Origin of the sequence: Vibrio sp. Isolate33 (genome assembly GCF_022397895.1) — a bacterium.
GTDB classification, from domain to species: Bacteria; Pseudomonadota; Gammaproteobacteria; order Enterobacterales; family Vibrionaceae; genus Vibrio; species Vibrio pomeroyi.
In genome coordinates, this window is sequence record NZ_JAKEUP010000008.1 from 1 (window position 1) to 14,553 (window position 14,553).

Below are 14,553 nucleotides of genomic sequence, written 5' to 3' on the forward strand. Positions count from 1 at the left end.
TCGATGAAATCGTTTCGATGAAATCGTTTTTATTGCCTTTGACATAAGGCTTAACATACTGAGGAGGAATAAGTCGGGGTTGATGCCCAAACTCACTACACTTTCGAGCAAGCCAATGAGCACCGCCACAGGCTTCGAAAGCAATAGTTGTTGGTTCTATTTTACTAAGAAAGATTAAGAGTTGGTTACGATTAAATTTACGACGAAGCACCTCCACKCCACAACGGTTATGTGCGATAGCATGGAAGCAATGTTTACCTAGGTCGATACCTAAAATATGAATAGAAGACATATGGTTCACCTCATTCTGAAAGCCTACTCTAAGCTTAAGGGCTTGAGAGTGAGGCGGACCATATAATTAAGCCCGCATTTGAAAGCGGGCTTGTGTTCAATCAATTCTGATTATGCTTTAACAGCTTCACAATCGTTTGAAGACGTTAAAGGTTTGAAGAACAGCTTTGTTTCTTCGATAACCACGTGGCGTAGCAAGATAAGGCCGATTAGGTTTGGAATTGCCATCAGGCCGTTCACGATATCTGCCATTATCCAGATCATGTCGAGCTTCAAGAATGCACCAGAAGCCACCAACGCGATGAAGATGATCTTGTAAGGTAGGACTGCTTTTGTACCTAGCAAGAAAACAACACAACGCTCGCCGTAGTAGTTCCAACCTAAAATCGTAGTAAACGCAAAGAAGATTAGGCCAACAGAAACCAGCATTGGGCCAAGCGTGTCTGCGTTCAGACCAACAGCAAATGCATGAGTGGTCATCGCAGCACCTGAAAGGTCAGTCTGCCAAGCGCCGGTTAAGATAAGTGCCAAACCAGTCATCGTACAAATGATGATGGTGTCGAAGAAAGTACCTGTCATAGAGACAAGACCTTGCTTCACACATGAATCTGTTTTTGCAGCCGCCGCAGCCATGGGTGCGCTACCTAGACCTGATTCATTAGAGAATACACCACGAGCAATACCCGATTGGATAGCAAGCATGATGCTCGCACCAAAGAAACCGCCTGTTGCCGCTGTATTAGTAAACGCAGAGGTAACAACGAGGGTAATGGCATTCAGTAGTTGGTCTGCATTTGAAACCAGAACGCTCAAACACGCGACAATGTACATAACCGCCATGGTCGGAACCACTTTTCCTGCAACTTTAGCGATAGATTGAATACCACCAAGCGTTACTACTGCTACCAATATCGTTAGAACAACAGCAGACATCTCACGTGAAGCGCCAAATGAGATTTCAGTAGCGTCCAAAATAGCGTTAACTTGTGGGAAGGTACCAATACCGAAGCAGGCAACACCCAAAGCGAACACAGCGAACATTACCGCCAAGATTCTTGAGCCAACACCGTATTGAAGGTAGTACATAGGGCCGCCAACCATTTCACCATTGCTATCGGTTCTGCGGTATTTAACAGCGAGTAGACATTCTGCGTATTTGGTCGCCATGCCAAATACAGCGGCAAGCCACATCCAGAATAGGGCACCAGGGCCACCAATCTTGATTGCGGTCGCTACACCAACGATGTTACCTGTACCAATGGTTGCTGAAAGAGCGGTACACAAAGCGGCAAAACTGGATACGTCACCCGTACCGGATTTGTCTTTGCTGAATACCATTTTTAGCGCGGTTGGGAGGTGTCTAAACTGGAGTAAGCCTAAGCGAAAAGTAAAGTAGATACCTGTACCCACTAGCAGAATAAGCAGTGGTGGTCCCCAAACGAATTGGTTGATGGTTTGTAGTGTAGCTTGTAGGTGGTTCATAGATTCCCCTTAATAAATTAAAAAATTTAAGGAGAAGAGGGAAGGCAGTGCAGATCACAGGGATCGGTAGCACTACTTAATACATACGGATTTCTAGATAGAATTCTTTTGTTAATTAAGGCTTGTTGCTTTCCACTCCTCTGTCCTTTTGCCTGAGAGTTTCACTTAGCGAATCACTTATAGATAAGTAACGGGCACTAAGCTTGCTCCTTCGGCGACCGATCTAACGGTTCTCTCCAGAGGTTCCTCCAACGACAGTCCTCACTTTTCTGGATTTCTCCAGCATAAAGCACCTGAAAGATTTACTTCTTCGGCGGGTCAATCTAACTAAATGTTAAAATTTAGTTAAAAACCACTCTCCTGCAGTCTTCATCGGAACAATTACCTAAATAATTAGGTAATCTGTAGGCGTATCCTAGATCATATAAAATGTGATGTCAGCTACAAAATATCTGTTTGCACAAATGTTGTTCAACTAAATGATCAAACAACGCGACTCTGACGTAACTTGCTTATTTAAATGGTATAAAATAGGGAAACAAGGAGGAGTTATGACTCGACTAATAGCGATTGTTTTTTTATTGGCTTTGGCATTTGTATTGTTTCGTTACCGGACCAACGAAAAACTGCAAAAATGGGTAGTGATAGTTATCGTTAGCAGCTTCCTTTTGTATACTGCCAGCTTGATGATTTCGGAGTTAACTCGTTAGACTGTTTGTAAGAAGATGGGATGAACGTGTTAGTAAAGCTCAAGTGCTTCTGACTTGAGTGACAGGTTTAACTGAACCTACACAATCAGTATTAATGCCAGTGACCGCGTAACGTTAAACATATTTTTGGGAGTGCCCGCTAGTGAACCAGCAATCTGGACAAAGCGAACAAGATGAAGTGGTTGTTATTGAAGAACGCGATAAGCGCAGTCAGCTCTATATCGGCATTGCGGCGGTTATAGGTTTAGCACTGGGTGGCTTAATCGGTTCGACAGTGACGGCTTCGAAGTGGGAGTCCACTTATCAGGTACTTGAAACCCGTTATCAAGAAGTACGCGACAGTAAAACAGAACTGATGACGTCGGTTGAAGCTAAGGTGGCAAAAGTCGATACCGAGATCGACGCTAAAGTAGAAGTTGCGCTAGCTAAGCAGGCTGAAGAGCATCAAAAAGAACTTCAAGAATTAGCGAAACAATCTGCGGTTTTAGAGAAGGCGAACTACTCGTTAGAGCAGCAGTTAAACGATCAAAAGCAAACGCTAGACAAAACAGAGCAAGATAACCAAAAGTTAAACCGTCAAGCGGATATGCAGTCGACCTTGTTTGAACGCTCTCGTGAGCTGTTCCGTAAAGAATTACAAATATCTCAAGAGCTTGAAAAGCTTGAGAAGGAAAGAGACGAGCTTGGACAGAACCTTGGTTCACTTAAGAAAGCGTGTGATGTGTTCTTAGATGGTACTTCATGGGATGCGAAATCTGACGCGTGTGAGAAGCAAGACAACGCGAACTCTCGTCTAAGTGACATCAGACAAATGATTGAAGTTCACACCATGGACCTCAAGCAAATCAAAACGCTAACCGAAGAGATGGGTTTATAAACTCAAATCTTTAATTCATTCGTTTTTAGCTGTAACTATTCAAACGCCCACATCATGCAAATGGTGTGGGCGTTTTTCGTTCCAGTTGGTTTATTTCTGCTACTAATCGGTTTCGTAGCGTGGCTAATAACCGTTTTCACACCATTACCAAGCTATCCGTGATTAGAGCCGTAAAATGGTTTTAATATGTGATCAATTGAATATTTGGTGACTTTGCACGCATATTTATAAGGTTGAGAAACAGCATAATAGCGATGTTCTAGGATGAACACGCGGTCTGTTGTCATTCTGTGATGAGACCATCTCAATGGACAGGGATTAAACCATGAATGAATATCTGTGTGAGAACTGCACCGTCGCCTATTGTTTTGATGATTGTAATTCGCCATTAGCGCAACGCGAAATGATTGAAGTAGAAAAGCTGGTGGATCGTAAAAAAGTAAGCCAAGAACCTGAACAGCTTGAACAAGACAATCCAGATACAAAAATCCCTACGAGCTAAACTATTAGCCAGTAGGGATTTTAGGTTAATTGCAGTACTGTTCTCGCTTTCTCAAGCAAAGGGTATTACAAAAATTTTTAGAACAGTGTTATTTGACGATAAGCACCGAAGAGAAGTTACTTCTCGTAAGTTTTGATTTCGCCAGATTTCACGCGAGCAACAAATGATTGCAGTTCTTTCTTAACAACAGGCATCAAGAAGTATAGACCTAGGATGTTAAAGATAGACATTGCAAAGATAGCTGCATCAGAGAAGTCGATGACAGCGCCAAATTGAATGGTTGCACCAATCACAACGAACACACAGAACATCACTTTGAATACGAGTTCCGTTGCCTTTCCTTCACCAAATAGGTAAGTCCATGCTTTAAGACCGTAGTATGACCAAGAAATCATGGTAGAGAACGCAAACATGATAACGGCTAGGGCTAGTGTGTATTTGAAGAAGCCTGCAGTTTCAGTGAATGATGCCGCAGTTAGGGTTACACCCGTTAGGCCTGTACCATCGAATGGACCTGTGTTTAAGCCTGCGATAGTGATAACCAATGCTGTCATTGTACAAATGATTACCGTATCAACGAACGGTTCTAATAGTGATACTAGACCTTCAGTGATTGGCTCTTTTGTTTTAACCGCTGAGTGAGCAATAGCTGCTGAACCAACACCTGCTTCATTCGAGAACGTTGCACGTTTCAAGCCTTGAATTAACGCACCAATGAATCCACCAACGACACCTTCGCCAGTAAATGCACCTGTAAAGATTGCACTGAACGCAGGGCCAACTTGATCAAGGTTAGAACCGATAACAATCACAGCCATACCGATATATAGCGCAGCCATCCAAGGAACAACTTTTTCTGTTACCGATGCAATAGAAGGCATACCACCAACAATTACAGAGAAAACTAAAGCAGCCAGCACAAGACCAGTGATAACACCGTATTCGCTAGGAATATCAAAAGCGTAAGTTAACATTGCATGAGCTTGGTTGGCTTGGAACATGTTACCGCCGCCCAAAGAGCCCAAGATACACATTAATGCGAAACCGATAGCCAGTACCTTACCGAGTCCACCTAAACCTCTTTCACCAAGACCTTGGCTTAGGTAGTACATAGGACCACCTGAAACAACGCCTGACGGTAAGATAGTTCGGTATTTCACACCTAAGGTACACTCACAGAACTTAGAAGCCATCCCGAGGATGCCACACAAGATCATCCAGAATGTTGCGCCAGGACCACCAATCGCAAGTGCAGCACCCACACCAGCAATGTTACCTAGGCCAACTGTTCCTGAAAGAGCGGTTGTTAGAGCTTGAAAGTGAGAAACCTCGCCATCTTCTTTCGATTTAGGGTCGGTGTACTTACCTTTAATGATGTCGATAGCCATGCCGACACGTTTAAATTGAACGAAGCCAAAATAAACAGTAAAGATCAGTGCAGCAAGTAATAGCCACCCAACAATAATCGGGAAGTTGGCTTCACCTACTGGCACGCTTTTAAATATTAATCCAACGAACCATCCTGTGTACTCGTTGAAAAATCCATCAACACTTTGGCTTAAGTTGCTAATGGCTTGATTAAATGACCCTTCTTCTGCAAATGCACTGGAACTAAACAATAATATAAACCCAAAAAATAATTCTCTTATGTTTTTCATGGTTTTCCCTGCTTTTTATTAAATTATGTTTGTTGCTGTTGTGTTTGTTTTTTATTTCAATAGCTTATATATTTCTTTGGTAGCGACAAAAGCTCTGTTGCTAAGTCAAAATGCGAAATAAATATAACTACTAATCACGTTTTATATGGAGATCCTTTCGGTACGTCCATTAATCAGACTATGATATTCGGCCTATCAAGTCTTATTGATAACCCTATACATAAAAATAATGCCATCAAAGAAATTTTTACAATAAATTTACAATTATTCGGGTTTTGTCATCATTTTGGAATAAGTTGATGATTTTCGGGTTTGAAAAGGCATATGCAGTGATAGCAATAGCGGTAGGCGAATTCTATTAGGTAGGCGGTTTATTCTTGTTTAGAACGATTCCTTAGATCTTGAGGGGGGGATTTACGATCAAATCGCTTTAAACCTGATGGAAGAGAGTGAATGAAGTTTGAATACTTGATGTGTTTTTGGCGGCTTCTAACCATTCGATGGTAAATAGGCATCAAGTTTGAAGGCATTAAAAAAGCCCTTAATCAGAGCTTTTTTAATGGTTTTCGATGAGTCAAACAGCTCAATGACTGTTGCTGTTGCTGTGGTTGGTACTCGTACTACTGCTAACAACGCTTTTACTCGATTTGTGGTAGAGCTTAAGTGCCAGCAACGAACCCCACAGAGCAACTTGTCCCCATAACAGCGTCCATTGAGGTGCGACTTCTTGCCATGAAGCGCCCATCTGATTCAGCGCCAAGAAACCTTGAATTGCAGGGGTACTTGGAAATAGCTCTGATAGCAGTACTAACCACTGTGGCATCATTTCAACCGGCCAGATAAATCCAGACGAGAAGATAAGTGGCATTGAACTGATTAACACCACAACCGTGACTAGCTCTCTTCTTGGTACTAACTCACCGATAAAAATCCCGATCAAGCAACTGGCCAATAAAAAAGGTAGCAGCAGGGTTAGAATTTGAGTCGTAGAGGCGAGCAAGTTAATCCCATACATCGAGAAACTGGCACCGAAGTAGTACATGGACAGCAAATAATAAATGCCGACTAAGGTACAACAACGAGCAAGGATCAGTTTGGCTGGTGGCGTTTTACTCCAATAACCAAAGGTCGATTGAGCATTTTGTGTTGCGCCAACTAAACCAGAAGCCATGGCTAAGGTTTGTTGCAGAATCAACACAAATACAGCAGGCACAACATAATCGATGTATCCCATGCGACTATTGAAGGTTGGCTTTAGGTTCAAGCTAAACGCGCTGTAGCCTTTGGCTGCAGACTCTAACGGCACACCTTCGACTAGCAAATGGCTGACTTTAACTTGTGCGGCTAGTGTGCCTCCGGCTTTGGCTAACCCTTCAACAATGGTTCCGTACACCAAGAAGTAAGACGCATCGCCGGCATAAGAGAGCGTAGGGCTCTTTCCAAGAAGTAGATCTTTATAGAAATCTTCTGGGATGACGATGAAACCGCCAATCTCTTGGTTCAGCACAGCTTGTTTCGCATCTTCGATGGTGGAATCTCGACGAACCAGATCGATTTGAGAGGTCGCATCGACCATTCTCTCTAACTGGTAGCTGCTTTGGCTCTTATCCAAGTTCACCACGGACGCTTTCAATTGTTGAGGCACTTGATTTGCGTAAGGTAGCGGATACAAGAATGAATAGAAGACCACGCCACCAAATACGGTGAGCAAGACAACCGGGTTGCGAAGTACCGCTAACAGTTCTTGTTTTAGCAGTTGAGTAAAGCTCATGGTTTTACTCCTTGTTCTGCATCTTGTGCTTTAGCTGAGAGTGATGCTTTTGCTAGATGTTTCTTAATTAACAACATAACCACCAACGCTGGAATTGCATACCAAAACATAGAAGTGAGGCTGATTAACGATTGTGCTGCGCTCACGCCATAACTAGACTGAGCCGTTTGTACTTCGATGTAGTGACTGACCGGCAATAAGCTTCTCCAAACTTGAGCCGCCGTGTTCATGTCGGTTACAGGGAAAGTAATCCCCATGAAGGCAAAGCTTGGCGCTGTGAAGGCACCGGCGAAACTCATCGCCCTTGCTGGATCGAGTGTTAAAAAGAAGAACAAGCAACCCATGATGATACAGCTGATAACCGTAAGTAGCTGGGCAATAGTCAATGCCATGAAGCTGCCGTTAAATGGCCAGTCGAGTAGGCGATAGAACCAAAAGCTAAACGCAATACCAAACGCTAAAAACAGAGCCACGTAAGGGGTTAACGTTGAAACTAACGACTTCGCAGGAGAGTGTGACAACCAAGCTTTTAGCCCACGAGTTCGAACGTTTGCAGTCAAAACTAAGATCGTGCCGACCACAATCATGATTTGCCATAAAGCCGGAATAACAGCAGACACCAAGAACTGTGCATAGCTGGTGTTCTTGTTAAACAAAGGCGTGATCTGACTTTGTACAGTGACTGCTTGGCCTAATGCTGATTGCACCGTGGTATCACCGTGTGAAAGCTGTTTAACGACTTCAAGCTGAGCGTTAAAAGTCCCTTGAGCTTGTAACAGCGCTGAGTTGACCAGTTTACCTATCAAGATAAATTGACTGTTGTAGAACACAGACACTTGAGGGTTCAAACCTAGGTAGAGATCACGGTCGAAGTGTTTTGGTATCACAACGTAACCGTAGATATCGCGTTCAATCATTGCTTTAGCTGCTTCGCTCACTGAACTGTATTTCTGAGTCACTTGTAGGGTAGGTGACGCATCAACAAGACGAGTGAATTGTTGCGAGATTTGGCTATGTTCAAGATCAACCACTGCAACGGGTAAATCACGGGCAATGCCTTGCGAGAAGATCAGCCAGATACTTGCTGCAAGCAGCAAGGGTATCCAAGTTAGACACGACAACAACCATTTGTCTTTGCGAACTATCGCCCACTGCCTAAGCAAGGTACTCTTCGCTCTATGATGCTCAGGTGGTTGAGAGGCTGTAGATTGTGCTCCTGTAGATCGAAAGTTAGCAGACATAAGTCACCTAAAGCTCAACCACAAGGCTCATACCCATGCGCAATGTTTCGTCTGTGTCGACAGGGCGTGCTTCTACTTCGAATGTACGTAAGTCAAAGCCTTGCGCTGCATCGGTTGAACGCCAAGTCGCGAAATCGCCCATTACGGCAATATGAGTCACTTTAAAGGTCAGTGATTTGTCTAAAGCAGGAAGGTAAGCGTCAAACTGCGTGCCTTTTTCAAAGTGCTTCAACATGTCTTCACGAACGTTAAGTACCGCCCATGCGTCTTGAGTATCGATAACGGTGACAACAGGGAAACCTTGCGGCGCTAATTCACCACTGCTTAGCAATACTTGAGACACTTCACCACTGAACCAGCTGTGAATCTGTGTGTCTTTTGCGTAGGCTTCAACTTCTGCCACGGCGCCTGCAGCCATTAAGGCTTTTTGAGCAGCAGCAACTTTAGTTTCATCACGAGCACCTTCTTGTGCCAGTTGGTACATTTGGAAGGCAGCACTTTCTGTGTATTTCGCGGCTTGCCATTGTGTTTTGGCTTCATCACGTTTTTGTTCAGCGACAACACCATCGTTGTAAAGGTTATTTACACGTTGGTAGGTTTTGTTCATGAGGTCTGCAGCAGCTTTAGCTTTTAGCCATTGGTCTTTAGCGGCTTGGATTTGCTGAGTACGTGCGCCATTTTCGGCTTCTTGAGCTAATGCGCCAGCGGCTTTCTGGCCAGCTTTCGCTTGTTCTAATTTAGCGTCGATCTCTGGGCTAAGTAGAGAGAAGATCAATTCACCTTTCTCAACAGAGTCGCCTTTGCGCACGAATACTTGGTCAATTCGGCCTGGTACTTTAGAAGAGATGCTGTATTGCTGCGCATCGATTTGGCCTTGAAGCTTAACCGGTTGAGGCTGATACGCTTGGTAAAAACTGTATCCGACCCAGCCAATAATGCCGATACCAACTATAGATAGAAGAAGGGGCTTAATAGGTTTCATGAGTTATCCTTTTGACTGGCTAGCGGTGTCTGTTTTTGAGTCGAAATCAGACGTAACAGAAGAAGTTAAGTAACTTGAGTAAGCATTCATTTCGCTGGTGAGCGCCAAAAGCTTGTTGAGGGAGATAAGATATTTGAATCGCGCAGCAGATTGCTGTGTCTTAATGCTCGCAAGGTATAGCTCTGCATCAACCACTTCTAACGAGTTAGACAGCCCTTGAGTGAACGCTTTTTTTCGAAGAGATAGATTCTCTTGAGCTAACGACAAGCTAGAGTTGAGTCCTTGAACCTCTTCAATCGCTTGCTTTGCTTCAAGGTAGGTCTTTTGTACCAACACGGTTAAGTCTTGTTTGGCTTGTGACTTAAGGAATTGCACCTGTGAAACCGCACTGTGCGCAGCGGCTACCTTATCAGAGCGACCAGAGGTATCGATCAGCGGTACGTTCACACCAATGCCGACTAACCAATCCGGTTTCATTTCACTTGCTAGCGAGTCGTCTTCATAAAGGCTGTAATCACCGTAAAGGTACACTTCTGGGTAGTATTTGCCTTTTTCAGCTTTGATTAAGCTGCTCGCTTGTTTCTCTTTCGCATCAAGGATCTTAAGGCCGGGGTAGGTCATCAGTGTTTGGTCAATGAACACATCCATATGAGGCAGGTTCTTGTTGATAAACAGTTGCTCTGAAGGTTCAACACTCTGGCTTTGCCCAAGAATTTGAGTCAGTGCTAACTGAGCAATTTTGAGGTCATTCTCAGCCTTAGTACGTTCAACGACTGCTTTATCTAAAGAAGCATCCGCTTGTAGGCGTTCGACGCGTGCGATTTGCCCTTGTTGTTCCATCTTGATGGCGAAATCTCGGTGCTGAGTTAAGCCTGCTTCTACGGCTTGACGCGTTTTCACAACGTCTTCCGCTAAGATCACTGAGAAGTAGTATTTGCTTAAGTCTTCGTAGCGAGCCTGCTTTTCCATCAAGAGTTGGCTCTGCGCTTCTTCACTTTTACCTTCGGCTGCGGTTTGTGCTGCGTTAATTCGTCCGCCAGTAAAGATAGGCCAAACTGCGCGAATGGAAGAGCTGAAGATGTCTTGTTCGGTGATGGTGGAGGTGATACCTCCGAGAGATGAAACTAGCCCGGGAGCAATGGCTCCAATACCAGATAAGCCAGCTGGGACGCCACTTAGACTATCTGCAAACTGTTCGCCATTGATGGTAACGTCACTATCAAGGTGAGTGTAGTTAGCGCCAAGCGTCACAGAAGGTAAGTTAAGGCTTCCAGTTGCATTTTGAAGGTGTTGATAACGCTCAACGTTAGCTTGTTGAGCCGCAAGAGAGTTGTTGTTCTCTTGGAGTATTTGCCACGCCTCAGAAAAAGTGAGCGGGGCAGCATAGCTTGGCGAACTGATAGCACCGATAAGAATACTGGCAATCGCAAGGCGTCGGAATGTCGGTTTGGTCATCTGCATTAAATACCAAATTAGAGTATTAGCTCTAATGTTAACAGGGGGATAATCATTTGTCTTGAACAGATTACCTCATATGAACAATTAGCATAGCCGCTCGTTAATATAATGTGAATGCTATTAAGGGTTTAATGGCTGGCACGAAGAAACAAAAAGAGCACGACGAATCGTGCTCTTTAAGTTCAGTATAGAAGAGGTTACTACAAATTGATTGGCGCTATTTAAAGCTTGGACAATGGTGATCGGCGCGCCACACCAATTGTCTTGAACCTTGCATCGTTTGTAATAAATCTCTACCTGACATTTGCGGGAAAGCTAACAATACTTTTAGATCGAGCGGGGATGTCTCGTTCTTCTCATATGCTCTGACATGAGTGAAAGTAGATTGTAAGTTTTTGAACAACATAGCCTTTGTTAGGCAGATTCCAAAATTATCGCGTTTCATTGCCTGGTTTCCTTTTCAACAATGTTTATACGTTATGTTTTTTATCCTGTTTCTATTGGACGTTGCCACTGATCGATACTTCCTGCTCATCAATGCTTTATTATTGGATGCTGCTTTTATCAGTCACCTCTTCGTTGTCTAACTAGCCTGTTGTCTAACTATCCGAGTGTGAAATAGCGATGGATGAATAGGGGAGAATACTTAATCCGTTTGTTCATCATTCGTAACGGCGAGCGCGCAACTTTTACTTATCGATACGTCCAGTGAGTGAAGAGTTGTTGCTTTTGTGTTAACCGAAATTCCGGTTTAAAACGCTGTCTTAAAATTGCAACGTATAGCTTGGCAACAATAAACTCCTTCATATGCAACCATTATAATTGTATTTATTTTAAACAACCTAAAAAACACCTAAAAGCTTAGTGATCTAGCTCAATATTTATTCGTTTATTTGTCTTTTTAAGCTAATCCGTTCTAAAAGTGAGCGATTGTTTGGGCCGTATAACGTAAAGGAATATCAATTAATAATCTGGTCAATTATTTAGTTGAGTAACAGTCACAAATTCGTATCAGCGCAAAGGTCATAAGATTAACTTGGTGTTAACATTAATCGTTAAGCACTAGGGACGGTTTTATATGAAATGGAGTAGCATCAGTTTCCGTAAAAGGTTGCTGATTATCATGACGGTCACTGGCCTCGTTGAGCTGTTGATACTCTCAGCGGCAGGTTTTTCTTATATCAAACAATCTCAAGAGCAAGAGATGGGTTTGAAAGCGCTCGGCGTGGCTGAATTTCTCTCCGAATCACCGCTAGTCACCCGCATTATTCAAGAAAATGGAACCTTGGATGCTGATGGCATTCCTCACGTTTTATCTGAAGAGACCCAAGTAAAGTTTCGAAACCTCACGCAGTTAATTGGTGCGGCGTTTATTGTTGTCGGTGATGAGAAAGGCATTCGCTTAATTCACCCATACGACGACAGGTTGGGGAAACCCATGCGTGGTGGTGATAACCAGAAAGCATTGGTGTTGGGCGAGTCTTACGTGTCGACGGCAAAAGGTTCACTCGGGTTTTCAGTACGTGGTAAATCGGCCGTCAAAGACTCGAATGATGCTGTCATCGGCGTGGTATCGGTTGGTTATCTCTTAGATTCGCTGCAAGACAGAATTGAACCTTATTTAGCCTTTTTGATCGTGATGGCCTTGCTGGTGGTTGCGGTTAACGCATTGATTTCAAGCTATGTGTCTCGTCGCTTTCAGCGTGCTATTTTGGGCTTTGAGCCAGAAGAGATAGGCCGTTTATACGTTGAGCTCGATGTGACCATGAGTACCGTGAAAGAGGGTATTTTAAGTATCGATAAGAACGGTATTTTGCGTTCGATAAACAAGAGTGCCTGCGATATTTTATCTATTGATAGAGATAAAGCGCTCAACCAGCAACGCCTTTCTGATGTATTAGCTGGCAGTGATTTAGAGCAGCTGCTATCAACGGGTGATACCGACCATGATGTTGAGCTTTACCTGAATAACAAACGAATCATTGCTAACCGTAGTCCGATTATTGTGGCTGGTGAAGTGGTTGGTGCGGTGTCCAGTTTCCGTTTACGAGATGAGATTAACGACTTAACGGATCAGCTATCTCAAACTAAAGAGTATGCGGATCTGCTGCGTTCACAAACCCATGAACACCAGAACAAGTTGAATACCATTAGCGGTTTGATTCAAATGGGTGAATTGGAATCTGTTCAGCAGTTGATCGGACAAGAAACGGCTCACTATCAAAGCCTGATCGAGTTCTTGAGAGAGACGGTCAAAGACCCACTGATCGCGGGCATGTTACTAGGCAAAACAGAACGCGCACGTGAGATTGGTTTAGAGCTCAAAGTCGAAGAGGGTTCGAGGCTTGAGGCGCTGCCAAGCCGTTTAAATGCGGATGACGTTGTCACTATTCTCGGTAACCTGATTGATAACGCGTTTGATGCCACCATGATGGCGATTAAACAAGAAGGGCAAATTGCCCCGGCGCGCCGCGTGATTGATGTGTCTATCAGTGATTTTGGTAATGAAATCATCGTTGAAGTAGAAGATAAAGGCTGTGGTTTACCAAAACACTTGGCAACCAATGACCTCACTGAAAAAGGCGTATCGAGTAAAGCGAAACAGAACCGTGGTGTCGGTTTATATTTGATTAAGCAGTTAGCCGACCGTTATCAAGGGCAATTAGAAATGGTTGATAACCCTGACTTTGGTTCACGCATGACGGTTTATCTACCAAAAGAAGAACAATAATAATTAAGCACGAAACGATTGAGTGACGCTCATCGTGACAGGAATACAATGGTTAAAGGAAGAACATTAATGAACGCAATCACGAGAGTCATGGTCATTGAAGATGATATTGCGATTGCAGAGCTTCACCATCGTTATTTAGAACAGATGGGAGGCTTTGATGTGGTTGGTATCGCGACCACACAGTCTGAAGCCTTAATGCAGCTCGATATCTTGAAGCCTGATTTGGTGCTTTTGGATGTTTATCTGCCGGATGGTTGTGGGCTCGACATTCTCAACCACGTTCGTGGAAGCAATCAAGGCTGTGATGTTATCTTGATTACCGCAGCACGCGACGTCGACACTTTGCAGCAAGCAATGCGTGGCGGAGTGGTCGACTATCTACTCAAACCCGTGATGTTTCCTCGCTTGGAAGCGGCGCTGAAAAAGTACCAATCGCAGCAGCAAGAGTTTGAAAGCGTGTCTGACCTGAACCAAGGCTTGGTCGACAAGATGTTGCAAGCCAATGCGAAGGCAGACTCAGCGAAAGTATCGACGTTACCTAAAGGGATCGACGGTGTAACGCTCGATAAGATTCGTGCGATATTTCAACAAGCAGACGCGACGAATATTACGGCTGATGAAGCGGGTGAACGTATTGGCGCAAGCCGAACCACTGCCAGACGCTACCTAGAGTTCTTGATCACGACCGGTGAGTTGGTTGCCGATTTAAACTACGGCACCGTTGGTCGTCCTGAACGTTGTTATAACAAAGCGAAAAGATAAGGGCGCGCAAGATGCTCTCTTCATCCGAAGGTGCCTTTACATTCCAAATAAACTGTAAAACCAGTTGAATAAGCTGGTTTTAGTT

The 14,553-nt window shown here is 43.9% G+C and carries 11 protein-coding genes, 1 pseudogene and 1 riboswitch; of the genes and pseudogenes, 4 read left to right on the forward strand and 8 right to left on the reverse strand.

The annotated features are described in order from the left end of the window. Together L1D37_RS13020 and L1D37_RS13025 are read right to left on the reverse strand one after the other, a co-directional pair. Positions 1-292, reverse strand: a pseudogene (locus L1D37_RS13020) (IS110 family transposase); the annotation flags it as partial. Between the two features lie 110 nt (positions 293-402). After that, entirely contained in the window at positions 403-1,773 is a 1,371-nt protein-coding gene (locus L1D37_RS13025) for a sodium:alanine symporter family protein (protein ID WP_123296866.1), read from the reverse strand. A 130-nt stretch (positions 1,774-1,903) separates the two neighbouring features. Further along, a riboswitch (glycine riboswitch) is annotated at positions 1,904-2,023 on the reverse strand. Positions 2,024-2,625: 602 nt separating this feature from the next. Between L1D37_RS13025 and L1D37_RS13030 the strand changes: the two genes are divergently transcribed. After that, complete coding sequence (locus tag L1D37_RS13030; protein WP_239848161.1) at positions 2,626-3,360, forward strand: chromosome partitioning protein ParA; 735 nt, start codon at positions 2,626-2,628, stop codon at positions 3,358-3,360. Positions 3,361-3,685: 325 nt separating this feature from the next. Then, positions 3,686-3,862 (forward strand): hypothetical protein, encoded by a 177-nt coding sequence (locus L1D37_RS13035; RefSeq protein WP_239848162.1) that lies wholly within the window; start codon positions 3,686-3,688, stop codon positions 3,860-3,862. A 116-nt stretch (positions 3,863-3,978) separates the two neighbouring features. On the opposite strand, the gene L1D37_RS13040 is transcribed toward L1D37_RS13035, so the two are convergent. The 6 genes from L1D37_RS13040 to L1D37_RS13065 all read right to left on the reverse strand — a co-directional run bounded on the left by L1D37_RS13040 (position 3,979) and on the right by L1D37_RS13065 (position 11,417). Beyond that, positions 3,979-5,520, reverse strand: a complete 1,542-nt coding sequence (locus L1D37_RS13040; RefSeq protein WP_123296870.1) for an alanine/glycine:cation symporter family protein — start codon at positions 5,518-5,520, stop codon at positions 3,979-3,981. Between the two features lie 583 nt (positions 5,521-6,103). After that, a complete protein-coding gene (locus L1D37_RS13045) occupies positions 6,104-7,291 on the reverse strand; it encodes an ABC transporter permease (protein WP_239848163.1) in 1,188 nt (395 codons plus the stop codon). Continuing rightward, positions 7,288-8,532 (reverse strand): ABC transporter permease, encoded by a 1,245-nt coding sequence (locus L1D37_RS13050; RefSeq protein ID WP_239848164.1) that lies wholly within the window; start codon positions 8,530-8,532, stop codon positions 7,288-7,290. Before L1D37_RS13050 ends, L1D37_RS13045 begins: the two co-directional genes overlap by 4 nt. Before the next feature lie 7 nt (positions 8,533-8,539). Continuing rightward, positions 8,540-9,514, reverse strand: coding sequence for a biotin/lipoyl-binding protein (locus L1D37_RS13055; RefSeq protein WP_123296876.1), 975 nt, complete (start codon positions 9,512-9,514; stop codon positions 8,540-8,542). 3 nt (positions 9,515-9,517) lie between these two features. Beyond that, entirely contained in the window at positions 9,518-10,975 is a 1,458-nt protein-coding gene (locus tag L1D37_RS13060; protein WP_176681087.1) for a TolC family protein, read from the reverse strand. A gap of 214 nt (positions 10,976-11,189) precedes the next feature. After that, positions 11,190-11,417, reverse strand: a complete 228-nt coding sequence (locus tag L1D37_RS13065) for a hypothetical protein (RefSeq protein WP_008220782.1) — start codon at positions 11,415-11,417, stop codon at positions 11,190-11,192. Positions 11,418-12,050: 633 nt separating this feature from the next. Here L1D37_RS13065 and L1D37_RS13070 point away from each other — a divergent pair. Beyond that, a complete protein-coding gene (locus tag L1D37_RS13070; RefSeq protein ID WP_123296880.1) occupies positions 12,051-13,703 on the forward strand; it encodes a sensor histidine kinase in 1,653 nt (550 codons plus the stop codon). 69 nt (positions 13,704-13,772) lie between these two features. Continuing rightward, on the forward strand, positions 13,773-14,468 hold the full coding sequence (locus tag L1D37_RS13075) for a response regulator (protein WP_239848165.1): 696 nt from the start codon (positions 13,773-13,775) through the stop codon (positions 14,466-14,468). Positions 14,469-14,553: the final 85 nt, after the last annotated feature.

Excerpts from the sequence above, each read along its gene's own strand:
- L1D37_RS13075 (WP_239848165.1), top strand. The coding sequence starts at position 13,773 with ATGAACGCAATCACGAGAGTCATGGTCATTGAAGATGATATTGCGATT.
- L1D37_RS13035 (WP_239848162.1), top strand. The coding sequence starts at position 3,686 with ATGAATGAATATCTGTGTGAGAACTGCACCGTCGCCTATTGTTTTGAT.
- L1D37_RS13055 (WP_123296876.1), bottom strand. The coding sequence starts at position 9,514 with ATGAAACCTATTAAGCCCCTTCTTCTATCTATAGTTGGTATCGGCATT.
- L1D37_RS13045 (WP_239848163.1), bottom strand. The coding sequence starts at position 7,291 with ATGAGCTTTACTCAACTGCTAAAACAAGAACTGTTAGCGGTACTTCGC.
- L1D37_RS13070 (WP_123296880.1), top strand. The coding sequence starts at position 12,051 with ATGAAATGGAGTAGCATCAGTTTCCGTAAAAGGTTGCTGATTATCATG.
- L1D37_RS13065 (WP_008220782.1), bottom strand. The coding sequence starts at position 11,417 with ATGAAACGCGATAATTTTGGAATCTGCCTAACAAAGGCTATGTTGTTC.
- L1D37_RS13040 (WP_123296870.1), bottom strand. The coding sequence starts at position 5,520 with ATGAAAAACATAAGAGAATTATTTTTTGGGTTTATATTATTGTTTAGT.
- L1D37_RS13050 (WP_239848164.1), bottom strand. The coding sequence starts at position 8,532 with ATGTCTGCTAACTTTCGATCTACAGGAGCACAATCTACAGCCTCTCAA.
- L1D37_RS13060 (WP_176681087.1), bottom strand. The coding sequence starts at position 10,975 with ATGCAGATGACCAAACCGACATTCCGACGCCTTGCGATTGCCAGTATT.
- L1D37_RS13025 (WP_123296866.1), bottom strand. The coding sequence starts at position 1,773 with ATGAACCACCTACAAGCTACACTACAAACCATCAACCAATTCGTTTGG.